This is a genomic window from Pseudomonas fluorescens, from assembly GCF_030344995.1.
GTDB lineage: Bacteria > Pseudomonadota > Gammaproteobacteria > Pseudomonadales > Pseudomonadaceae > Aquipseudomonas > Aquipseudomonas fluorescens_BF.
On sequence record NZ_CP128260.1, the window covers coordinates 3,198,459 to 3,221,534 of the forward strand.

Genomic DNA, 23,076 nt, shown 5'->3' on the forward strand with positions numbered 1-23,076 from the left:
GAGAGGGTTATGAACATCCGCTTTTTATGGCTTGGGCTCGGCATGTTGATCGTCACCGGGGCGAGCGCCGAAGGCATGGAGGAACGTCTGCGCACGCAATTGCGCAGCACCACTCAGCAGCTGCAAACCCTGCAAAGCCAGCAGGCCCAGGCCAGCGCCGCGCAATTGGCAGCGCAGAACGAAGCCAAGGCTGCGCAGGTGCAAATCAAGCAATTGACCGCCGAACTGGCCAAGGCCAAAGGTCTCGCCGAGCAACTGGCCGGGCAGCAGCAAAGCCTGCACAGCCAGGCCCAGGCGCAAGTCGCGGCCAGCAACGAGCAGACCGGCAAGTTCAAGAAAGCCTATGACGAGTTGTTGGTCATGGCCCGTGCCAAAGAGGCAGAACGGTCTAAGCTTCAAGCGCAATTGACTGAACGTGACACACAAGTGCAGCAATGTTCGGTCAAGAATCAGCAAATGTACGGCGTGGCCAAGCAGATCCTCACCGCCTACGAAAACATCGATGTGGCCGAGGTGATGAAAATCCGCCAGCCCTTCGCCGGCAGCGCCCGGGTCAAGTTCGATGAGCTGGCTCAGGGCTTTGGCGACGAACTGTACAAGACTCAATTCGATGCGCCGCAAGCCGCGATCGCGCACTGATTAAAAGACTCATGGACAAGGAAGAAGTAATGACTCAATTGATCTCCCACGTATCCCCGCAATCTCTGACTGACGTGCTGCAAGCCGCCGGTTACCGCGTCAACCAGACCGAACAGAACGGCATCGTCCAGTTGCTCAGCGCCAGCCAGGGCATCGGTTATGCCGTGCGTTTCGGCAACCCGGCGGTGGCAGAGCAGGGCAGCTACGTCGACTTCACCTTCAGCTGCGCCTTGCGCGTGCAGGGCGAGTTGCCGGCCGGTGTGGCCGAGCAGTGGAACGCAACCCGCCGGTTTGCCCGGTTGTCGTTGCAGGGCGAGTTTCTGGTGATGGAAATGGACGTGGTGGTGGCCGCTGGCGTCAGCAGCGATTACCTGCGCGGCAACCTGGAACTGTGGGATCGCCTGTTGCAGGAATTCATCGTTTACCTGCGTGATTTCACCCAGAACGCCGCTGCCGCACAGGCTCCAAAGGTTGAGCAAGAGGAAGTCGCGCTGTGACGAAACCTGCCATGGTGATCAGCGCCGCTGCGGTGGCGCTGTTGGTGGTGGCCGTGGCGCTGGTGGTGCGGCCGGGCAATGACCCGGTCGCCGCCCAGCAACCGGCGCCGGTGATTGCGACGAATGCGGGGCCGGCGGTGGCGCGGTTGGGTAATCAACAGGTTTCGCCGGAGGAATTGCAGGCGTTGCTGGCGGCTGTTCCACCGCAAACCCGCGAGCAACTGCGCGGTAATCGTGAAGCCTTGGAGCGCTGGATACGTTCACGCCTGGCCGAAAAAGCCGTGCTGGAACAGGCCGATGCCCAGGGCTGGGCGCAGCGTCCGGACGTGGTTCGGCAGACCCGTGCCGCCACCGAGCAGATCGTGTTCCGCGATTATTTGCAGTCGGTGAGTCAGGTGCCGGCGGATTACCCGAGCGCTGCCGAGTTGCAGCAGGCGTATGACGCGGGCAAGGCCAACTGGCAGACGCCGGAGCTGTATCGGGTCAGCCAGATTTTCCTCGGGGTGAATGAGCCGCAGAATCTTGAGGCGGTGCGCAAGCAGGCGGTGGATCTGAGCAAGAAAGCCCAGGCAACCCCGGCGGAGTTTGCAGCGCTGGCCAAGGAGTTTTCCCAGGATCGGTTGACTGCCGAACGCGGCGGCGACACCGGCCTGCAACCGTTGCAGCAACTGGTGCCGGAAGTGCGTGGTGCGGTGGCGCGGCTGAAGGTTGGTGCGGTGTCCGATCCCGTTCAAAGCAGCGCCGGTTTCCACGTAATCAAACTCACCGAACAACAACCGGCCCGCACCGCGACCCTCGACGAGTTGCGCGATCAACTGACCCAGGCCTTGCGGGCTCAGCGTCAGGAACAGATTGCTCAGGCGTACCTGGACGGCATGCTCAACACCGCGACGCTGAGCATCGACGGGGCCGAGCTCAACAAGGTGCTGGAGACCAAACCTTAAGCGCTGCACACTAAAACAAAGATCGACAGGGAGTCATCGATGTCATTCACCGAACCCGCAGCACGACAGAGCAGCGCCGATTTCCGCTGGCCTCAGGACAAGGACGAACCCTGGCTGGCGCAAGCGGCGACCCTCGACGGCGACGTCGCGCAGTACTTTCTGGTCAGCGCCCGCTGCGGCTGCTTCATGCAAGCAGCCCGCAGCCTCAACGTGCGCTCGACCCTGCTGCGCAAACAACTGGCGCAACTCGAACAGCAACTGCAATGCGCGCTGTTCAGCTTTCAGGGCAGCGCTTTGAGCCTGACCCGCGAAGGCCAGCAATTGCAGGCGCAACTGATCGCGCTGGCTCACGAACGCAAACTCCCGGTAATCGAGCAACCGCTGATAAGGCTGGCCGTCGCCGAATCGATCTTGCACGACATCCTCGGCCGCGACCTCATCGCACTGCTGCGCCGCAACGCCAGCGTGCGCCTCGAGATCATCGCCCTCGACAGCGAACTGGCCCTGCGCGCCGTCAGCGCCGACATCGTGCTCTGGCTCGCCCACGGCGACACCCCGCATCCGGGCCCGACCTTCGCCACCAGCGAACCGCAACGCCTCGCAAAACTGGAATACCAGCCGCACATCGCCAAACGCTACTCCCGTGTGACTGCACGGCCAGAAAGTCCGGATGACCTCGCCGATTTCATGCTGGTGCAATGGCAGCATGACCGGCAGATCGACAGCTTTCGACCGTGGAATGAACTGGTTGAACAGCGGTTGGCCGGGGTGGTGCAGATGCAGTCTTACGAACTGATGCTGGAGATGATCCGGTGCAGCGCGTGCATTGGTTTGCTGCCGATGTACATGAGCCGGTTTGATCGCGGGTTGGTGGCGTTGCCGGGGTTGTTTGACGAGGCGATGCGGTTGCAGGCGTGGTTGGCGGTGAACAGTGGATCGCAGGCGGTTGGGGAGGTGCAGGTGTTGGTTGAGTTGATTCAACGCACCTTCAATGAGCGACAGGAGTGGTTTGAATAACCGCGTAAAAAGGACGGACTTAATTTAATAAATCCGTTCCCTTTTTCGCGTGCGTCATACCAGAGGCAGCGGTGGCAGTGTCGGGCCGCTGTAGAGCGGGGCCTCATTCAGCGCCCCCATTATGCCGCCACCGCCACCGTTGCGGATCACGCTGATGTTGCGAAGGCCTAAGTCATTACCGTGACCATTATCTTGATGGTTCTGAATGTAGAACCGGACGATGCGGCGAGCAGGGACGTTGATGTCGAGCAAAAAGTCGTACCAGATACCAGTCTTCGGTATTTCGCGTACGGCACCATTGCCACCCGCGATGCCGCATTGCAGTTGCAGGATCGGATTCAATAAACCAGACGCAGGACTGTCGGCGACATGGCAGGCCTGCACCCGGAAGGAATAGTTTCCCGGCAGGCAATCGAAATCGTGGTACATCACCGTCCCGGCAAATCCTGTAATCGAACCTTGATCTGTGAAGTTGAAAAACGCCTGTACCCCTGCGTGAATCCGGATATAGCCGGAGCGGGCCGCGTTATGCAGGATCCAGCCGTTGTAGCCGCTCGCAAGTGAGGTGTAGTGATCTTGCCACTCCGACCTGACATGAAGTAGCCATTGCGCTGAATCAGCGCCGGCGGGCAATGGCCTGGCAATGAAGATATGAGCAAAAACCGCCAGCCCGGAGATGCTGTAGGTCCAGATTCCGGCGGCGTTGGCAGTCACGGTTTGTCGAACTGTGCCGTTGAGCAGGATTTGCACCTGCTGGTTGCTGCCTGCGGTACCGGTCAATGTGCCTCCCGTCTCGTAGGTCCAGCCTCCGTTGGACACGCTGGTGTTGGCCGAGTCTCTATACGAAGTAATCGTGACACTCGATGCCTTGACGGAGTACACCTGATCCACAAACTTCGTCGCCGTATCATAGTCGTTGCTCTTGTCTTCCGAGACCCGGAACTGCACCGTCAGCTTAGTGCCATCGCCCAGCTGCGCCAGATAGCTGTTGACCACGGTTTGCACGTATCTGCCCGAGCTGATCCATGTCGGATTGCTCCTTGCTGGAAAGCCGTTCCAGAGTTTCAAATTGTGCACGGTGCCGTCGGGTTTGAAGCCCAGCAGTTCCAGCCAGCACGGCTGATCGGGAACCATATCCGTCCAGGTCAGCGCATGAATTGTGGCGTTTTTTCCCGCCAACGCTGGAACGTCCAGCACTCTCTTGTTTGCTTCCGCCTCCACGATGATCGGCGGGTTATAGACTTTCTGTTTGGCGGTAATGGTGATTGAAGTCGTTGGCGACACATTGCTGTTGCTCAACTGATCGACCACCTTGGCGTATACCTGATGGGTGCCGTCACCGATCTGCTGAAGGTCAGTGGCCGTCAGGGTGTAGGTCACCGGGTTGGAAGGATGGACGTAGGGGATGGTTTTTCTCCATGTCCCCACGGTCAGCGTCAGCACGTCATATTCGCGCGGTTTGCTGCGCGTAAAAGTGAACGTGGCCGGCTGCCCCGGGCCGATGCTGGCCGGATGGCTGACCGTGATGCCGGAGACCGGGTTGTTGAACAGCACCTTCAGTATCGGATCGGATTTATCTTTATTACCGCTGACTTCAGTGACTTCGTAGTGCAGGGTATTGAGGCCATCAACCAACCATCCCCATGGCAACTCCATCCAGATGCGGTCGTTTTCTTTGCCCGGCTTGACAGTCTCGATCACGGAGGTTGCCTGGTCGTTGACCCACAGTCTTACGGAGTCACCGATGGCAAGAGAAGAGGAAAACAACATGACCGGGTCGATCACCATGAAGAGTTTGGTGGAGGGCGAATGAATGCTTTCGGGAATGCCGAGATGGTAGGCCCCTGGCGGTTGCAGGTTTTCTTCTGCGCCTGGGACAGCCATCGGATAAAGCTTGAGCAAGTCGTTGATCTGTGTCGAATTGACGTTGATGTTCATGCTCTTCTCCAGGCGTACGGTGGGAAGCCCTCTTCGGGGCGAGGTTCATGACACCGTGAAAGCAGAGCATCGTCACCTGTCAGATCTGACAGGGGAGCGTGGTTTCAAGACGAATGGTCATCGGCGAACGGCTTTCCTGCAGATGCAAAAACGGCCCCGCAAAGGGGCCGTTTCGGATTCAGCACTCAGGGCCGAGGTTCTGCCGCCACGTCCAGGTTATCCAGCGCCCGGTTCACCGCCAGCTCGCCCAGCATGATCAGTTGCGCAATGCCCAGCAGCACATGCCGCTGCGAGCCGTCCACCAACCCGGCGAAGTCGGTGGCCATGGTTTTGGCGCAGGTCAGGGTTTCGCAGGCGTCGGCCAGCAGTTCTTCGCTGTCGATGCCGGGGGCGATGAGGTAGCGGGTGTTGGGTTTGAGCAGCGGTTTTCGGGGGAGCAACGGATTGAGTTAGTGATCAAGGGCGCGTTCGGCGGCTTCGTGGAATGTCTTGGAGTCGAGGGTTTCGTAGGGCGAGGTGGTGTCGGTTTCGGGTGGGTTGGGTGTTGGTTTGATCATGGTGAAGCTCCTTGAGATATGGAGCCGTCATCCATCGCTGCTAAACGAATGAGGTGGCGGCTGTACGCGGGTTAGCAGACCAGGCTCAAGGATCCCGGCGCACCGAAGTGCCCCACGCAAGCCGCCATAAAACAGAAATGGCGAAACCAGCGTGCCTTGAGAATTGCCGAGCTGCTAAACCCGATCGCTGATTCATCAACGACCCGGAAACGATAGAGCCCACCCTCAAGGCGCACAAGCCGGCGGATTCTGGCGGATGCGTAGGCAAAGGCGCAAGCCGTTGTGGCTTGCCGGAAGTTTCGATCAACGGCTTTAAACAGTCATGGCGAGTCCGTGAAGAAGCGGTTTACAGTGACCGGCCACGCACTGATCCAGGAGGGATCTTTCATGCCTGAGCACAACCCCGCCATTCACCTCGAACGTTTCAGCGAATCCCACGTCGAAGGCGTCACCGCACTTTACAACGACCCGGCCGTGACCCGGCAGGTGCTGCAGATGCCGTTTCAGTCTGCCGAGATCTGGCGCCAACGGCTGATGCCCGAAAACGAACGGATGGTGAAACTGGTGGCGCTGCATCAAGGTGCGGTGATCGGGCATCTCGGGCTGGAGGCTTTTTCGCGGATTCGTCGCAGCCATGCCGGCAGTGTCGGCATGGCCGTTGCGGTGGCGTGGCAGGGCAAGGGTGTCGGTTCGAAGCTGTTGGCGGCGGCGCTGGACGTGGCGGACAACTGGATGAACCTGCACCGGGTCGAGCTTTCGGTGTACGCCGACAACGAAGCGGCCATCGGTCTCTACCGCAAGTTCGGCTTCGAAAACGAGGGTCTGTTCCGCGATTACGCCGTGCGTGACGGGCAATGGGTCGACACCCTGAGCATGGCGCGTCTGCGCAAGCGCTGACCTTCTGTCCGTCAATGGCCGATCAGGCGGCCGTGCAGGCAAATGACTTGCACGGTCGTCATCGGCATCTGCCATGCTCGACGTCCGCAGCACCGCTCCTTGAGGGAACACCGCAATGGACGACGTACAGCAACTTGGCGAAATGCTTCGCCACTATGCCGACAGCGAAGCGCACAAAAAGCAACTGTTCGAGACGCAATCGGTGACCTGGGCTTCACGGATCACTGAGTTGTTCGGACAGATTCAGCAATGGTTGGAACCGGTGCAGGCGCCGGGGTTGCTGGAGGTGAGTCGCGAGGCTTATGTGGCGTTTGGGCCGAGCATTCCGGTTGAGACGTCAACCTTCAAGACTGAAAAGCTGAGCATCGTGATTGCCGGCAAACCGGTGGAGTTTGTGCCGGATGTGATGGGCAGTGGCGGGCAGATTTCGCTGGCGGTGATGGGGTTGACGGCGGCGCGGTATGGGAGTGTTTCGTTGGTGGGGTTGCCCAATGGTGATTGGCAGTGGCGTAAGACTAATGGGTTGAAGGATCCCGACACCTTTGCCTTCGATGCGAATTTCCTCGCGCAGCAGTTACAGAGCCTCATCCCTCGCGACCGCACCTAAGATCAAGAGCAACCCCCTCATCGGAACGCCGCCCGCCCAACCCTCTCCCCCAAGGGGGCGAGGGGGAAAGGGAGCAGATCTTCGTGGTTGTCAAAAACTCAGTTCACGGGGAAAGGGCAGTTCTTCGTTGTTGATATTGCATTCACCTTCGATATTTCAGGTCGATGTATTTCGGATAAACAACTCGGTCAGTTCCCTCTCCCTCCGGGCGGTCCGACGTTTCGGGAGGGCTAGGGTGAGGGGGCTGCTCCTGACACACCTCACATCTCAAGATTCACCCACCCCGGCTTCGCCACCTCCGGCGCCACCGCCTTCACGGTTTTACCCGTAGCCAGCTCAACCCGCCGAGCCACCTCCGGATCATCCGCAAACGGCGTCAGACTCGCCTCATCAAGGCTCTCGCTCGTCTCATGCCGCAAGCAGTACTCAACCGCCAGCCACAAAAACAACACACCCAACACATTCAAGAAAACATCGAACATGACCGGCTCCCTTGATCAGGCGATCTGCGCCTCACGGTGGGCAATCGCAACATCCGCCACCCGCACCGTGCGCCACACGTTATAGGCCATCAGCAACATGCCGCTGAGGAAGAACATCCCGCCGGCAAACCGCACTACAAACCCCGGATGACTGGCTTGCAGTGCCTCGACAAACGAATAGGTCAGCGTGCCGTCCTCGTTGATCGCCCGCCACATCAGGCCCTGGGTAATCCCGTTGACCCACATCGACGCGATGTACAACACCGTGCCGATGGTCGCCAGCCAGAAGTGCAGGTTGATCAGCGGCGTGCTGTGCATCCGTTCGCGGCCAAAGACCTTGGGCACCATGTGATAGGTCGCGCCGAATGTGATCATCGCCACCCAGCCGAGGGCGCCGGCGTGTACGTGGCCGATGGTCCAGTCGGTGTAGTGGGAGAGGGCGTTGACGGTCTTGATCGCCATCATCGGGCCTTCGAAGGTCGACATGCCGTAGAACGCCAGCGACAAGACGAGGAAGCGCAGGATCGGGTCGGTGCGCAACTGATGCCAGGCGCCGGACAAAGTCATCATCCCGTTGATCATCCCGCCCCAGCTCGGGGCCAGCAGGATCAGCGACATCGCCATGCCCAGCGACTGCGCCCAGTCCGGCAGCGCGGTGTAGTGCAAATGGTGCGGGCCGGCCCAGATGTACAGGGTGATCAGCGCCCAGAAATGCACGATCGACAACCGGTACGAGTACACCGGCCGATTCACTTGCTTGGGCACGAAGTAATACATCATCCCAAGGAACCCGGTGGTCAGGAAGAACCCCACCGCGTTGTGCCCATACCACCACTGCACCATGGCGTCGGTGGCGCCGGAATACACCGGATAGGACTTGAACCAGTCCACCGGAATCGACAGGTGATTGACCACGTGCAGCATGGCGATCACCAGGATGAACGCGCCGAAGAACCAGTTGCCGACGTAGATGTGTTTGGTCTTGCGCTGCACCACCGTGGTGAAGAACACGATGGCGTATGCGACCCAGACCACGGCCATCCACACTGCGCCGGAGAACTCGATCTCGGCGTATTCCTTGGTGGTGGTGTAGCCCATCGGCAGGGTGACCAGCATGATCACGATCACCGATTGCCAACCCCAGAAGGTGAACGCGGCGAGTTTGTCCGAGTACAGCCGCACCTGACAGGTCCGCTGCACGGCGTAGTAACTGGCGGCGAATTGCGCGCTGCCGGCGAAGCCGAAAATCACAAGGCTGGTGTGCAACGGTCGCAAGCGGCCGAAGGTGGTCCACGGCAGGTCCAGATTCATATCCGGCCATACCAGTTGCGAGGCGATCCATACCCCCATCGCCATGCCCACGACACCCCAGAAAACAGTCGCGATGACGAATTGGCGGACGACCTTGTAGTTATAAGCCTGTCCGATTGTTGCTGTGCTCATGGTCAGTTCTTCCACGGTTGCAAAGTCTTGCCAGGCCACCCGGTCTGGCACGAGCTGCACTGTAGAAACCCCACCGGAAACAAAACAGGCTCAGGAATTGTTCATTTATGCGGATCAGATCGAAGCGCTGCCTGCGGCCATCTGCCGCGCCCTGATACGGTTTTTATGCGTTCAGGTGAATCTGTTGTGCACTGCGCCGTTCGTCCATAGTCAGGGAAAATCTGCGGAATCCGTGCAAGTTCCTGACGAGGTAGTAAGCCGATGTACCAGTACGATGATTACGACCGGGCGCTGGTGTTCGAGCGCGTTGCGCAGTTTCGCGATCAGGTCGAGCGCTTCATGGCCGGGGAGTTGAGCGAAGAGGAATTCCTGCCGCTGCGCCTGCAAAACGGCCTGTACCTGCAGAAGCACGCTTACATGCTGCGGGTGGCGATTCCCTACGGCACATTGAGCGCCGGGCAAATGCGCACACTGGCGAGCATCGCCCGGGATTACGACCGTGGTTACGGCCACTTCACCACCCGGCAAAACATGCAGTTCAACTGGATCGAGCTGCACGAAGTGCCGGACATTCTCGAACGTCTGGCGCAGGTCAACATGCATGCGATCCAGACCTCGGGCAACTGCGTGCGCAACATCACCACCGAAGCCTTCGCCGGAGTCGCGGCGGATGAGTTGATCGACCCGCGTCCGCTGGCGGAGATCCTGCGGCAATGGTCGACGATCAACCCGGAATTCCTGTTCCTGCCGCGCAAGTTCAAGATCGCCATCTGCTCGGCAAAGCAGGACCGCGCGGCGATCATGATGCACGACATCGGCCTGTATCTTTACCCCGGCCGTGACGGCCAGATGCTGTTGCGGGTAATCGTCGGTGGTGGTCTGGGACGCACGCCGATCCTCGGTTTGCAGATTCGCGACGGCTTGCCGTGGCAGCATTTGCTGTCCTATGTCGAGGCGGTGTTGCGGGTCTACAACCGCTACGGCCGGCGCGACAACAAGTACAAGGCGCGGATCAAGATTCTGGTCAAGGCGCTGGGCATCGAAGCGTTCGCCAAGGAAGTCGAGGAGGAATGGCAACACCTCAAGGACGGCCCCGCGCAGTTGACCGAAGATGAATACCAGCGGGTCGCCAGTGCTTTCGTGCCGCCGAGTTATCGCGCGCTGGCGGGCACCGATCTGGATTTCGGCACGCACCTGGCCGACAACCCGGCATTCGCCCGTTGGGTCGCGCGCAACGTGCAACCGCACAAAGTGCCGGGCTACACCAGCGTGGTGCTGTCGACCAAACCGGGTCTGGCCTCGCCACCGGGGGACGTCACCGGTTTACAGATGCTGGCGGTTGCCGACTGGTCCGAGCGTTTCGGTTTCGGTGAAATCCGTATCGCCCACGAGCAGAATATCGTCCTGCCGGACGTGCCCAAGTCCGAGCTGTATGCACTGTGGCAACTGGCGAAAGAGCAGGGGCTGGGCGCCGCCAACGTCGGTCTGCTGACCGACATCATTGCCTGCCCCGGCGGCGACTTCTGTGCGCTAGCCAACGCCAAATCGATCCCGATTGCCCAGGCGATTCAGGCGCGTTTCGACAACCTCGATTACCTGCATGATCTAGGCGATATCAGCCTGAACATTTCCGGCTGCATGAACGCCTGCGGCCATCACCACATCGGCAACATCGGGATTCTCGGCGTCGATAAAAACGGCAGCGAGTGGTACCAGATCACCCTCGGCGGGGCGCAGGGCAAGAACAGCGCACTGGGCAAAGTCATCGGCCCGTCGTTCAGCGCCGCCGAAGTGCCGCAGGTGATCGAGCGGATCATCGGCACCTTTGTCCGTTACCGCGAAGCAGAAGAATTGTTCGTCGATACCGTGGCGCGCATCGGGCTGGAGCCGTTCAAGGAACGGGTTTACCCGAAAGCGCTGGAGGTGTCGGCATGAACAACCTGCTGCGGATGGAGGAGAGCGGGGCGCGGATTGTGCTCGACGATCCGTGGACGCTGATCCGCTCGCCTGAAACGGCTGACAGCACTGAAATGCTGATTCTGCCGCTGGCCCACTGGCTCGAATCGCCCTCGACTCACGCGGTCTGGCTCGGCCCGGACGATGGCGTCGAAAGCCTGCTGCCCTGGCTGACCTCGCTGCCACTGATCGCCCTCGACTTCCCGAGCTTTCGCGACGGCCGCGCCTACAGCCAGGCGTATCTGCTGCGCAGCCGTTTCGGCTGGAAAGGCGAGTTGCGGGCGATTGGCGATGTGCTGCGCGACCAGCTCAGCCACATGCGTCAGTGCGGTTTCGACAGTTTCGCCGTGCGCGAGGACAAATCCGCCGAGGATGCGCTCAAGGGCCTGGCCGGGATGAGCGTGCTGTACGGGCGCTCGGCGATCGAGCCGCGGCCGCTGTTCCGGCGCAGGTGATGCAGGGGAAACCCTTAGAACCCCGATGAATCGGGGATTTTTCCTTGGGTCGATGGTGGCCTTTTGGTAGAGTCCCCGTCGCCAGCGGGTTTTCGGCTGGACGACGGAACGAAGAAGGGAGTCTGATCAGTGAGTCCGGGCAAAAAAATTCTGGGCATCACCGCGTTGCTGCTGATGGTGACGCTGTGGGCCGGTTACATCTATGTGTTCAACGAAAACCGCGGCGGTCAGCTCGGTGGCGTCGGCGAAAGTACTGCGTGGTGCGGCACGCCGCCGAATACCGAAGCGGCGTTGCTGGGCAAGGATCAACTGACCCTGCGCATCACCAACAACCTGCGCGGCGAGTTCATGCTCAGCGGCGCGGTAGTGGTCTCCGAACGTACCTTCAACCGCTATGACCTGGGCCGCAACGAACTGCGTCTGCGCCTGGAACCGTTGCAGTGGTCGTTTGGCGTCACGCCGATCTTCCTCGAACAGGTGAAAGTCCTGCCCCTGAGCCGCAACCTCGCCTCGACCGACAAGAGTGCCTTCGCCAAACTCGAATCGCGCCCGATCAGCGTTCAGGGCCGGGTCACCGAATTTCCCTTCGACACCTATCGCTACGGCTACAAACCGGTGCTGTATTACCTCAAGGGCAGCGAGCGCATTGACCTGCGCTTCAAGAACATCACCACGCTGATGGAGATGTCCAACACCTTCACGCCGATCCAGAAATACAACCGCGCCGACTACATCAACGAGAAAAACTCGATGATCCGCGACGAGGACTACAAGGCCTACGGCCCACACGAATGCGCGTTCAGCGTCGAGCGCAAAGGCTCGTTCAAGGTTGTGGTGCTGTTGATGCTGCTGGTGCTGTGCCTGCCGTTGTTGCTGGTGTTCTACCGCGATGAGCCGGGGATCGACTTCCTCGCAACCCTGGTGGGCATCGGCGTAGTGCGCACGGTGCTGGTGGGGCCGGTGCAGGATTTCCAGCTGTACAACATCGACTTCCTGTTTGGTGCGGCGATTCTGCTGGTGGGCACGGTGTCGCTGATCAAGGCGATGCGGGCGAACAGCCGGCGGGAGATGGCGTTGAGGAGTGGGGAGACTTCGAGCTGGTGAAAAGTCAAAAGCTCCCTCACCCCAGCCCTCTCCCGGAGGGAGAGGGAGCCGACCGAGTTGTACGGCTGAATACATCGACCTGTGAGATTTGGTCGATTATGGATTCAAAGCAGATCGTTCAAGTCGGTGGACCTCTCCAATATCCCCCAATCGGTTCCCTCTCCCCCTGGAAGAGGGCTAGGGTGAGGGGGCAGCAATCTCCAGCCAATCACTTCAACGCCGGATCCCCCATATTCAGCTTCTTCCACCCCTGCAACACCACCTGAGCCTTCGGCTCCTGTCCACTGTCCAGATACCACTGAATCAGCGACAACCGCGCATTGCGGTTCGCCGGTTGCTGCTTGAGCAGCGCTTCCAGCTGCGCGCACGCCTCATCAACCTTGCCACTTTCGTGCAGCGCCACCGCCAGCACATAACCGTACTGCGCGTTCTGTGGTTCCAGTTGTGCAGCCTTGCGCAGAGGCGACATGGCGTCGGCCGGCTTGCCGGCGCGGATCAACGACAGACCTCGGGTGTGCTGCAACAGGGCAGCATCCGGATGTTCCGTCAGGCTTTCATCCAGCAGTTGCTGTGCCTCGGGAACGCGCCCGTTGGCCTCCAGCCATTGCACCAGCGTGACCAGCGCCGGGTAGAAATCCGGGTCGCGTTTCAGGGCCGTGCGCAACAGGCCTTCAACCTCCGAACTGCGACCGCTGGCCTGATAGAGCATCGCCAGATTTAAATTGGCCTCGGCCCGTTCGGCCAGGCTCTTCTGCACGGCTTCGTACTCGGCAATTGCCGCCTCCCAATTGGCCTGAGCCGAGCCCAGACCATTGCGGGCGACACTCAGCAGATCCCGCGCCGCAGCGATTCTCACCGCTTTCACCGGATCGCCCAGCAACGGTGCCAATAGCGATAAACGCTCCGGCGGCGGCAGAAACGCGCTGATCGCCCGCACGGCGTTTTCGCGAACCTGCGGCGCCGGGTTTTTCAGATCAGTCGTCGCCAGTTTCAAGGCTTCTTCACTCGGATAGAGCGGCAATTCCGCGAGCAACGTCGCCCGCTGGATCGCCGGCAGATTGCTGCGCTGCAACTGCTCATACAGCGCCTGCGCAGCACCCGGTTGGCCGTTGCGAATCAGCCACAGGCTTTCGTCGTATCGCGGCGCTTGCGGGGCGTCGGATGCTTTCCACAACTTGAACTGCGCGATGACCCTGTCTCCGGCCTTGCCCTGGTGGCAGGTCAGGCAGGCGTCCGGCGTGCCGAGCTTCTGCGCGCGTTCGGGGTTGGGGATGCTGAAACTGTGGTCATGCCGGAAGTCGTTGCCCATGTAGAACTTGCCGGGCATGTGGCAATCCACGCATTGCGAGCCGGGCTGGCCCATCGTGTGGCGAGTGTGTTCGATGCTGTCGTAGTTCTTCGCTTGCAGGCCCTTGCCGTCGACGCCTTCGACGGAGGTTTTGCCAGCGGTGTTGTGGCATTGCAGGCACACCGCGTTGCCCGGCGCTTTCAGTTCGGTGCTGTGAGGGTTGTGGCAGTTGCTGCACCGCACGCCCTTGTCGAACATTTTGCTTTGGGCGAAGGAGCCGTGCTCGAACACTTCGTCCTTGATCTTGCCGTCCAGCGCATACAGCTCGCGGGTGAGGACGCTCGGCAGGTAATCGTCCATCAAGCGTTTGCCGACGGTGTAGCCATCGCCCAAGGGTGCGCGGCGAGCGTGACAGCGGGCGCAGGTTTCGATCTCGACGGTGGCGTTCTTGTCTTTGAGATCGACGGCGAACCCGGCGTGGATCAGGTCGGTTTTCTTCGCCGTCCATTCCAGGTGATTCGACGCCGGACCGTGACAGGCCTGGCAGCCGACGCCGAGGCTGTTCCACTGACTGGCGAAGGTGTTGCTGGCCGCATCGAAGTTACGCTTGAACCCGGTGGTGTGGCACTCGACGCACATGAAGTTGGCGTTCTGGCTGGGCTTGCTCCAGTGCAGCGGATTCTTGAAGCTCACGCCTTGGCCGGGGTAGAGGTGAAACCAGCGGTTTTTCTCTGTGTCCCAGGCCACACCGAGCGCCTGCAACCGGCCTTCGCCGACTTCGATCAGGTATTGCTGAAGCGGGGCGATGCCGAAGGTGTAGGCGACCTTGAAGTCGGCGTTCTTGCCGTCGATGCCCGGCGTGTTGACCCAGAAATCATTGCCCTTGCGCGAGAAACGGGTGGTCTCGTTTTCAGCTTTGAAAACGATGTTGTTGAAATCGCCGAGCATGGTTTCAGCGTTTGCCGGTTGCATCGCCAACTGGTGATGAGAGCCTTGCCAATCCTTGACCTGCTCGCTGTGACAACCCTGGCATTGCTGCTCGTCGACCATGCTCGCAGGCGCTGTCGCCACGGTGGGTGCAGGTTTGGCCGGCGCAGCAACCGGGGCGCTCACGGGAACCGGTTTGACCGGCATCGGCGCGGGGCTGAACAGAAACCAGCCGATCCCCGCGACTGCCGCCAGCAGCACGCCAATGGAAACGGGAAACAGGTAACGTGAAAGTGAGGTCGGTGAAGCATCAGGCTGAAGCGGTGCAGCTTTATTTTTATGCTTGGGCATTGCGACTTCCGTAGTCCAGGTGCATTTGCCGTCGGGCGCGCGTTCAAGCTTGATGCAGCTTTGCCGCCTCATCCGTATCTGTCAAATGAGCGGGGCCGGTGTGATGTGAATATTGTGTTTTTGGATCGCAATCGGCGTGGTTTTAGCTATACCTGTAACTCCCCAATGCAATAAATCCGGCCTTCCGACAGGAGTTACAGCATGAAGCTAGCCGTAATGATGAGCACCCTGTGCATTGCCACGCTGGGCGTAGTGGGTTGCTCCAGCAAAACCGTCGCACCCGACGAGTACTCAGGCTTCCTCAAGGACTACAGTCAGCTCAGGGAGGCCAAATCCCCGTCGGGGGCCGAAGTGATGCGCTGGATCGACCCGAAAATCGACATCGGCAAATTCACCAGCGTCTACGTCGAACCGACCCAGCTCTATCCCAAACCGCAACCCACCGTGAAGATTCCGCAGCAGACCCTCAACGGCATCACCAGCTACTACGATCAGGCGCTCAAGCGTGAGCTGGGCAAATCCCTGCCACTGGCCTCAGGCCCCGGACCGGGTGTGATCGTGGTGCGCGCGGCCATCACCGCCGTCAGCAGCAAGACCGAAGGCCTGCATGCCTATGAAGTGATTCCGATTGCCCTGGTCGCCGCAGCGGTCAGCACCGCCAGCGGCATTCGCGATCAGGAAACCACCCTGGCGACCGAAGCGGTGTTCCTCGATGGCGGCACCAACAAAGTGGCGGCGCAGGTGGTGCGCAAGGGCACCGGCAAACCGCTGGAAAACGATTCGCAGGTGATGAAGGCCGATGACGTGAAAAGCGTGATCGATGGCTGGGCGTCGGATCTGCATCAGTCTTACCTCAAGCTCAAGGCCAAGTAAGACCGGCACACCGGGTCGCCCCAAAGGGCGATCCGGCGTGTGTGCTGCGTCAGAAGCTGGCGCGCGCCAGTCGGTTGTAATGGCTGAGCAAGCCGTCGTAACTGCGCGTCACGGCGTAATAGTCCTCGCTCAGGCGCTGAGGCTGTGCGTGGTTCTGCCAGTCTGCCAGCAGGGTATTCAACGCTTCGAGATAGTTTTGCCCCGGCTCGCCAATGCGCAGCCACAGATCCCGCGCGGCATCGGTCTTGTTCTGGAATCCACCCGTGCGCGGCGCGAGCCAGGGTTCGCGACGGTTCCACGCCTGTTGCAGCTTTGCAGTGGTGTCGGCCAGCAATTTCGGGGTCAGGGTGCGGTTTTTCATCGCTTCGTCGAGCACGTCGACGGTCTCCCGCGCCTGAATCATGTACGCCAGCAAGTCCCAGTGAATGTCCCTGCCCAGACGCGCTTCGATCAGCTTGAGCTGTTCGGGACGCTGCGCGGCGTCGAGCGGCAGCAGGCTTTGCCGCAGAGCCGTCGAGGCGCTGATGTACTCCTGTGAAACGCGCTCGATCGCCGCCAGTTCTCCAGGAGAGGGCTGTTGCGACCCGGAGATGAAACTCGCCTCTCGGTAAAAACGCGTTGGAAGAATGGTCGTCGTGACGTGATTCAGCGCCCGGACATACTCGTTGGCCTGTCGCGCCAGCTCGGGTTGCCAGGCCAACAGTTCGAGTTTTTCCGTGAGGCCCTGACCGCAGACATCGCGCTGTATGTCGCGCACATTGAACGCGTCACTGTCGTCGAAATCCTTGAGGCTCTTCAACCAGCGCTGGTCGCGAGGCAAGGGCGGTTGAGGATTCTTGTAGCGGTCGTAGGCCGCTCGCCATTGCACGTCGATCCGGTTGACGCAGGCGATCACCGGGCTCAGGGCATTGGCCTGAGCGGTGACCGGCGCATCGCGCCCGTCCAGCCAGAGATCGAGCTGGAGGAAAGGGCGTGTCGCACTTGTAAGGCCCATCACCACCAGCGCGAAGAAGATACCGACGCAAAACATCACTCGGGTGCTCATGGACGCGCCTCCTTGCCGTACCACTGTTCAACGGTGGCCGGTGCGCTGCATTCGGCGGTGGTGGCCGGCACGCGGCTGCACAGGCGTTCGGTCCAGGGTTGCAGACCCTGATTGCGATTGACCGTGCCTTGGCTGGCGACCACCTTGAACACGCCGAGCACGAGGGCCAGCACCACAATTGCGAGGATCGTCACGCCGACTTTCACGGCAGGTCGGCTCTCTTCCCAAGACACCCGTGGCCGGGACTGCCAGCGCCGTACCAGTCCGAACGTCGCCAGGGTTGCGGCGTACACCACGCCGGCAATCGGGCCGAAAAACCAGCCGAGCCCGGCCACCATCAACGCGCCGGGCACGAAGTCGCGCAGCACACCGAACGGCGGCGAGTCTTTGAAAACACCGGGGCACAGGCTTGCGCTGAGCCGGTCGTCCAGCCGCCAGACGCGATGAGCACCGTTGTGCACCAGCCAATTGAGCCCTGCCACGATCACGCCAAACACCACGGTCGAAATCATGACGATATTGATCAACCCGCTGAGGCGTACGCCCAGCGGAATGTAATGGGTGAACGCGCCGATCAGGCAGGCCAGCACCACGCCCACATACGTCGGCCAGTCATTGAAACTCAGTTCCCAGTCACGCCAGAAAAACGCCGTGCCGCCGGGCATCTGCGCGCAGACTTTGGGGTGATTGGCGTACAGCTCCGAACTCAACTTGCGGCACTGCGCCCAGTCGTCCTCGCGCAGGCGTCGGGCCAGCGCGCGGCGGGCGCTGAACGAACCGGTGCCCAGCAGCAGGCGGGCGGCGCGGTGTTCGGGGGTGGAGGGTGGTTCCATGGCCAGCTGTTGCTGTTGAGCCACAAAAATCGGCGCATTTTGTCGAGCCAGCAGACGTTGCCATTCGCCGTCAGGACAGGGATTGCCCGTGCCGCCGTGCCAGCCTTGACCGGCGCGCACCCGTTCGAAAATCTCGGGAGACCAGACCGGCGCATCCAGCAGCAAATGGCTCAGGGCACGGTTGAACCATTGCTGATGTTGCTGACTCGCCAACCAGTTGTGGTCCGCGCAACGCTCGTAGGCGTGAAGAAATTCTTCTACGTCTTCCCGTTCAAGGGCATCACGCATCGGTTGCGCAATGCGCGCGCGTTGTTGACCCAGCAACAGATCAATTGATATCTCGTCCAGCTCCAGGCGTTGCCAGGCGCTGAACCAGAAGAAGGTCGGGATGGCCCAGTCCACCAGCGTCTGCGAAGTCTCAGGGTGTTCAATGCAATGATGCAGCACCGTGTCTTCGAAGAAATGCGCGCAACCCTGTTCGAGGGTAACGGCATGGCGATGATTCAGCTCTTCAACGCTGAGCCCGTCCAGCGAGCGGGTCGCCAGTTGCAGGGCGTCGACCTCGACCAAGGTCAGGCCGCTCAGGTCCCAGGATTCTTCGATGCCCTGTTCCTGCGCTTGGTCCTGCGCTTGCTCCTGTTCTTCGTCCTGATCCTGCTCGTGATACTGCTGCCATTCCTTGTAGGCCAGCGCCTGTTCATAGGCATCGCGCAGCCGCTGGAAACCCTCGGGGTCATCGTCGGGGCGGGTCTGTTTGAGCAGGACGGTATATTGGCGTTTGATAGTGCGCACATCGGCGTCGGCCGACAGGCCAAGGACGGTCCAGCAACTCATTGCGATGACAACTCCATAAAAACTGCGACGCGATCCAGTGGTGGCATTGTGATGTTGCGCACCCTACCTGTTTCGCGTCGAAAAGTCCTCGTGTCTCGCTCAGTCGCCGACGAACCAGCGGAAGTACGGATTGCCGCCATCCCCGCGCATCACCTCGCGAATGTCCCGTCCCCAGGCATCGCGGTCACCGTCGTAGGCATGCAGGCTGGCGCGGTAGAACTGCATCAGGCGCTGGCGATGGGTTTGCATGCGTTCGTCGAAACCGGCATCGGCGTTGACCAGCGGCGGCGTGACGTACAGATCCAGCAGGGCCGGCAGCACGCGGGTGATTTCCTTGGTGCGAACCCATGGCGCGTACTCGATGCGCGGCTGGTCGTCGGTCACCGCCGGTGCGTCGGCGGCAAAGCGTTCCAGCCCGGCGCGGTCGGTGACCCAGGTCGACATCAACGCCGCCGCCGAGCCGATGCCGACGTCCTGCAGGGCGCCGCGCACGCTGTCCTGTTGCAGGCGCCGGGTGATTTTTTCGGCGTCCAGTTCGATGGGCGTCAGTGAACCCACCAGCAGCATTTCGTGGAACTCGCTGGTCCACAGCGTCGCGTACGGGAACACGTCGAGGAAGCTGCGCACCAGCGAGCGCGAGTCGTCTATGTTCTGGGTCGGCAGCGGCAGCCATTGCGCGACCAGACCTTGTTTTTCGAGGCGGCTGGCGGCCAGTTGGTAGAAGTCGCGCGAATACAGGTTCACCACGCCGGCGGCGGAGGGCGGCGGTGGTTCGAGGGTGATCAGGTCATAAGTCTGGGGACTGCGCAGCAGTTCCTGACGACCGTCGCGCAGACGCACATCGACGCCGGGGTCACTGGCGGCGTTGAAGTTGCCCTTGAACAGCGGCGCGGCCTTGACCACCGCCGGCAGCAGCTCGGCAACCACACGGTGTTCCAGCCCCGGATAACGCAGCAACGCGCCGGCGGTGATGCCGGTGCCGAAGCCGATCACCAGCGCCGAGCGCGGTTCGCCGTTGTGGATCAACAGCGGCAGCAATGCCTGAATGCGCATGTAGCGCAGCGATGGCATGGCGTCGCCGGTGTTCGACACGCCTTGAATGTACAAACGCTGGAAGGCATTGCGGCCTGTGCCCTGACTGACCACCGCGACCGTGCCGCCGCGTCCTTCCTCATAGAAAGCGAGCGTACCGTTGCGCGCGCCGGGCAGCAGGCTGGCGAGTTTGTTCACGGGCGTGAGCACCGCCAGTGCCACCGACAACAACCCGAGCGCGACCACGGCCTGACGCCGGCCTTTCTTCACGCCATGCCCCTTGCGCACGGCGAACCAGCCGATGCCGGCGGCAATGATCGCCAGCAGGCCCAGCGTGCGCACCAGCCCCAGCAGCGGAATCAGCACAAAACCGCAGAGCATCACCCCGAGAATCCCGCCCAGCGTGTTGAACGCCACCACCGCGCCGACATCACGACCGATGCGCTCGTGACCAACGCTCAAGCGCAGCGCCAGCGGAAATGCCGCGCCCAGCAGCAACGTCGGGACAAACACGATGACCAGCGCCGCCACGGCAAAACGCGCACTCATGCCGGCCAGTTCACTGGCGCCCTGGGTCAGCAGCCAGATTTCCACTTGGCTCTGGGCGATCACCAGCCAGCGGCCGAGCGCGGCGATTTCCAGCAGGGCGATCAATCCCGCACCGGCGATCAGCAGGCCGAACACGCCCCACGGATCGCGAATCCGTTCAACCCGGCGGGCGAGCAGGGCGCTGCCCAGAAACAGCCCGCCCAGATACGTCGCCAGCACCACGGCGAACGCGTAGGTGCGGGTACTCATGAATTGCACGATCGACTGCGACCACACCACTTCGTAGCCGAGGGCCACGCCGCCGGCGATGGAATACAGCCACAGGGCGGTGCGATCGGGCGCCTTTTCGGTGTGATGTTTGACTGGCGCTTCGACCGGCATCGGACGCAGGCGTTGCCAGCCCAAGGCTCCGGCGGCGGCCAGCAGGTTGAGCATCGCAGCGGCCAGCGCACTGCCGCGCACGCCGAGGGTGGCGATCAGCAGGAACGCCGCAAGCAGGGTGCCGGCAATCGCGCCCAGGGTGTTCGCGGCGTACAACTGACCGCCGGCCTTGCCCGGACTGGCCGCCAGCGAACGCACCAGCACCGGCAACGTGCCGCCCATCAACACCGCCGGCGCGCCCACCAGAAGGAACGGCAACAGCCAGGCCAGCAGTCCGACATGGTTCTGCAACCAGGCAAACGGGCTGGCCGCCACGCTCATGGCAAAGGTCGCGCCGACGCCCAGCACCGCCACCAGCACTTCCAGCCCGGCATACAGCAACACCGGCTGTTGCAGTCGATCGGCCCAGCGCCCGAACAGCCAGCCACCCAGTGCGAGCCCTGCGAAGAAGGCGCTGATCCCGGTGGTGATCGCATAGACCTCGACCCCGACCACCAGCGACAGCTGCTTGATCCACAGCACCTGGTAAACCAGCGCCGCAGCGCCGGAGATGCACAAGAGCAGGGCGGGGATCAGCAACGCCGCGGTGGCGGTGTGCGGGACGGGGTGGGCCGGGGATTTGCTGGCGACACGTGAGGACATGCAGATGGCCTTGTTCCGGTTCAAGAATGGCTGCGACGGTGCGGGTCTCATCGCGAGCAGGCTCGCTCCCACAATGGAATTGTTTACACCACAAATCCCCTGTGGGAGCGAGCCTGCTCGCGATTGAAGTCACCTCGGTCACAAGCCGAAAACAGTGCCGCTCGCCAACGACGGCGAGCGGCGGTCACGCAGGCTTACTTGGCCGCTTTCATTTTCTCCTCGATTTTCTTGTCCACTTCCTCGCGGATCTGGTCGATGCTGAAGCTCGCCGGACGCTGGCTTGGCGGGTAATCGACGAAGGTCTGCAGGAACTTGGCGGACCGGCTTATCCCCTCGAATATCAGGTAATCGTTTTTCGCCAGCCAATCGTAGTATTGGTCGGAGACCGTGTCGGCGCGTTCATACGGGTCCATGCGCAGATTGAAAATCTTCGGTACGCGCAGGCACGTGAACGGTTCGCTCCAGACCTTGAAGCCGCCCGGTGCACGCTGTTCGCAGAAAACGAACTTCCAGTCGTTGTAACGCATGCTCACCAGTTCACCGTCATCGTTGAAGTAGTAGAACTCGTTACGCGCGCTCTTGTCGGTCTTGCCGGTCAGGTAGTCCAGCTGGTTGAAACCGTCCAGATGCACCTTGAAGTTCTTGCCGCCGACGTCCGCGCCTTTAAGCAAGCGATCCTTGATGTCGAGATCGCCCACGGCCGCAAGCAAGGTTGGGAACCAGTCCAGACCGGAGAACATCTGCGTCGACACTTCACCGGGCTTGATATGCCCTGGCCAACGAACCATGGCCGGCACCCGATAAGCACCTTCCCAGTTGGAGTTTTTCTCGTTGCGGAACGGCGTGGTGGCCGCGTCCGGCCATGACCACTGGTTCGGGCCGTTGTCGGTGGTGTAGACCACGATCGTGTTGTCGGTGATTTTCAGGTCATCGAGGGTCTTGAGCAGCTTACCCACGTCGCCGTCGTGTTCGAGCATGCCGTCAGCATACTCGTTGCCGACCATGCCGCTCTGGCCCTGCATGGACTCACGCACATGCGTGAAGGCGTGCATGCGGGTGGTGTTCATCCAGACGAAGAACGGTTTGTCAGCCTTGGCCTGTTTCTCGATGAACGCCTGCGCGGCGGCAGTGGTTTCATCGTCGATGGTTTCCATGCGCTTTTTGTTCAAGGCGCCGGTGTCTTCGATCTTGCCGTCGGCAAAACTGTGGATCACGCCACGGGGCGAGGAAGCCTTGACGAACTCGGCATCATCCTTGGGCCAGTAAGGGCGTTCCGGCTCTTCTTCGGCATTCAGGTGATAAAGATTGCCGAAGAATTCATCGAAGCCATGGTTGGTGGGAAGGTACTCGTCCCTGTCGCCGAGGTGATTCTTGCCGAACTGGCCGGTGGCATAACCGTGGGCCTTCAGCGCTTGGGCGATGGTGACGTCACGGGCCTGCAAGCCGACCGGTACGCCCGGCATGCCGACCTTGGACAGGCCGGTGCGCAGCGCTGTCTGGCCGGTGATGAACGTTGATCGCCCTGCGGTGCAACTGTTCTCCGCATAGTAGTCGGTGAACATCATGCCTTCCTTGGCGATCCGGTCGATGTTCGGCGTCTTGTAGCCGACCACGCCCATCGAGTAGGCACTGATGTTGGTCTGGCCGATATCGTCGCCGAAGATCACCAGAATGTTGGGTTTATCGGCCGCTGAGGCGGTTGCCGACAGGGCCATGACTGAAGTCGCCACCAGGGCTAGCCTGGGTATCCACTTGCGTATGCGAGTCATCTGACTTGCTCCTTTA

General features: G+C 61.1%; 18 protein-coding genes and 1 pseudogene. 10 read left to right on the forward strand and 9 right to left on the reverse strand.

What is annotated here, in order from left to right; genetic code table 11:
* Positions 1–9: 9 nt before the first annotated feature.
* The 4 genes from QR290_RS14380 to QR290_RS14395 are packed head-to-tail and all read left to right on the forward strand — an operon-like array spanning position 10 to position 3,097.
* A complete protein-coding gene (locus tag QR290_RS14380) occupies positions 10–639 on the forward strand; it encodes a DNA repair protein (RefSeq protein ID WP_289202864.1) in 630 nt (209 codons plus the stop codon).
* 29 nt (positions 640–668) lie between these two features.
* Entirely contained in the window at positions 669–1,136 is a 468-nt protein-coding gene (locus QR290_RS14385; RefSeq protein WP_007955105.1) for a YbjN domain-containing protein, read from the forward strand.
* Positions 1,133–2,080: a peptidylprolyl isomerase gene (locus QR290_RS14390; protein WP_289202865.1), complete on the forward strand. Its 948-nt coding sequence runs from the start codon at positions 1,133–1,135 to the stop codon at positions 2,078–2,080. The genes QR290_RS14385 and QR290_RS14390 overlap by 4 nt, the downstream gene beginning before the upstream one ends.
* A gap of 39 nt (positions 2,081–2,119) precedes the next feature.
* Positions 2,120–3,097: a LysR family transcriptional regulator gene (locus tag QR290_RS14395; protein ID WP_289202866.1), complete on the forward strand. Its 978-nt coding sequence runs from the start codon at positions 2,120–2,122 to the stop codon at positions 3,095–3,097.
* A 54-nt stretch (positions 3,098–3,151) separates the two neighbouring features.
* Here the strand turns inward: QR290_RS14395 and QR290_RS14400 are convergent, their stop codons facing one another.
* Both QR290_RS14400 and QR290_RS14405 read right to left on the reverse strand, forming a co-directional pair.
* The gene (locus tag QR290_RS14400) at positions 3,152–5,035 is read right to left on the reverse strand and encodes a hypothetical protein (RefSeq protein WP_289202867.1); all 1,884 of its coding nucleotides are present in this window, start codon (positions 5,033–5,035) and stop codon (positions 3,152–3,154) included.
* A gap of 185 nt (positions 5,036–5,220) precedes the next feature.
* Positions 5,221–5,592 (reverse strand): annotated as a pseudogene (locus tag QR290_RS14405) (DUF6124 family protein).
* Between the two features lie 387 nt (positions 5,593–5,979).
* Between QR290_RS14405 and QR290_RS14410 the strand changes: the two are divergent.
* Together QR290_RS14410 and QR290_RS14415 are read left to right on the forward strand one after the other, a co-directional pair.
* Entirely contained in the window at positions 5,980–6,489 is a 510-nt protein-coding gene (locus QR290_RS14410) for a GNAT family N-acetyltransferase (RefSeq protein WP_115077778.1), read from the forward strand.
* Positions 6,490–6,604: 115 nt separating this feature from the next.
* The gene (locus QR290_RS14415) at positions 6,605–7,096 is read left to right on the forward strand and encodes a hypothetical protein (RefSeq protein ID WP_115077779.1); all 492 of its coding nucleotides are present in this window, start codon (positions 6,605–6,607) and stop codon (positions 7,094–7,096) included.
* Between the two features lie 260 nt (positions 7,097–7,356).
* Here the strand turns inward: QR290_RS14415 and QR290_RS14420 are convergent, their stop codons facing one another.
* Both QR290_RS14420 and ccoN read right to left on the reverse strand, forming a co-directional pair.
* Positions 7,357–7,578, reverse strand: a complete 222-nt coding sequence (locus QR290_RS14420) for a cbb3-type cytochrome c oxidase subunit 3 (protein WP_115077780.1) — start codon at positions 7,576–7,578, stop codon at positions 7,357–7,359.
* A gap of 15 nt (positions 7,579–7,593) precedes the next feature.
* Positions 7,594–9,021, reverse strand: a complete 1,428-nt coding sequence (gene ccoN / locus QR290_RS14425) for a cytochrome-c oxidase, cbb3-type subunit I (RefSeq protein WP_115077781.1) — start codon at positions 9,019–9,021, stop codon at positions 7,594–7,596.
* A gap of 261 nt (positions 9,022–9,282) precedes the next feature.
* On the opposite strand from ccoN, the gene QR290_RS14430 reads away from it, so the two are divergent.
* The 3 genes from QR290_RS14430 (at position 9,283) to QR290_RS14440 (ending at position 12,536) form a co-directional block, all read left to right on the forward strand.
* Positions 9,283–10,956 carry a nitrite/sulfite reductase gene (locus tag QR290_RS14430; protein WP_289202869.1) on the forward strand — a complete coding sequence of 558 codons (1,674 nt, stop codon included), beginning with the start codon at positions 9,283–9,285 and terminating at the stop codon, positions 10,954–10,956.
* Positions 10,953–11,432, forward strand: a complete 480-nt coding sequence (locus QR290_RS14435) for a DUF934 domain-containing protein (RefSeq protein WP_289202870.1) — start codon at positions 10,953–10,955, stop codon at positions 11,430–11,432. The genes QR290_RS14430 and QR290_RS14435 overlap by 4 nt, the downstream gene beginning before the upstream one ends.
* 129 nt (positions 11,433–11,561) lie before the next feature.
* A complete protein-coding gene (locus QR290_RS14440; RefSeq protein ID WP_115077783.1) occupies positions 11,562–12,536 on the forward strand; it encodes a hypothetical protein in 975 nt (324 codons plus the stop codon).
* Positions 12,537–12,744: 208 nt separating this feature from the next.
* Here the strand turns inward: QR290_RS14440 and QR290_RS14445 are convergent, their stop codons facing one another.
* Positions 12,745–15,102, reverse strand: coding sequence for a tetratricopeptide repeat protein (locus QR290_RS14445; protein WP_115077784.1), 2,358 nt, complete (start codon positions 15,100–15,102; stop codon positions 12,745–12,747).
* A 201-nt stretch (positions 15,103–15,303) separates the two neighbouring features.
* On the opposite strand from QR290_RS14445, the gene QR290_RS14450 reads away from it, so the two are divergent.
* A complete protein-coding gene (locus QR290_RS14450; RefSeq protein ID WP_115077785.1) occupies positions 15,304–15,975 on the forward strand; it encodes a DUF3313 domain-containing protein in 672 nt (223 codons plus the stop codon).
* 49 nt (positions 15,976–16,024) lie between these two features.
* Here QR290_RS14450 and QR290_RS14455 read toward each other — a convergent pair whose 3' ends face one another.
* The 4 genes from QR290_RS14455 to QR290_RS14470 form a co-directional block, all read right to left on the reverse strand.
* Positions 16,025–17,020: a DUF3829 domain-containing protein gene (locus tag QR290_RS14455; protein WP_289202871.1), complete on the reverse strand. Its 996-nt coding sequence runs from the start codon at positions 17,018–17,020 to the stop codon at positions 16,025–16,027.
* Complete coding sequence (locus QR290_RS14460) at positions 17,017–18,687, reverse strand: J domain-containing protein (RefSeq protein ID WP_289202872.1); 1,671 nt, start codon at positions 18,685–18,687, stop codon at positions 17,017–17,019. Before QR290_RS14460 ends, QR290_RS14455 begins: the two co-directional genes overlap by 4 nt.
* 99 nt (positions 18,688–18,786) lie before the next feature.
* Positions 18,787–21,291, reverse strand: coding sequence for a fused MFS/spermidine synthase (locus tag QR290_RS14465; RefSeq protein WP_289202873.1), 2,505 nt, complete (start codon positions 21,289–21,291; stop codon positions 18,787–18,789).
* Positions 21,292–21,485: 194 nt separating this feature from the next.
* Positions 21,486–23,060 carry an arylsulfatase gene (locus tag QR290_RS14470; RefSeq protein WP_289202874.1) on the reverse strand — a complete coding sequence of 525 codons (1,575 nt, stop codon included), beginning with the start codon at positions 23,058–23,060 and terminating at the stop codon, positions 21,486–21,488.
* Positions 23,061–23,076: the final 16 nt, after the last annotated feature.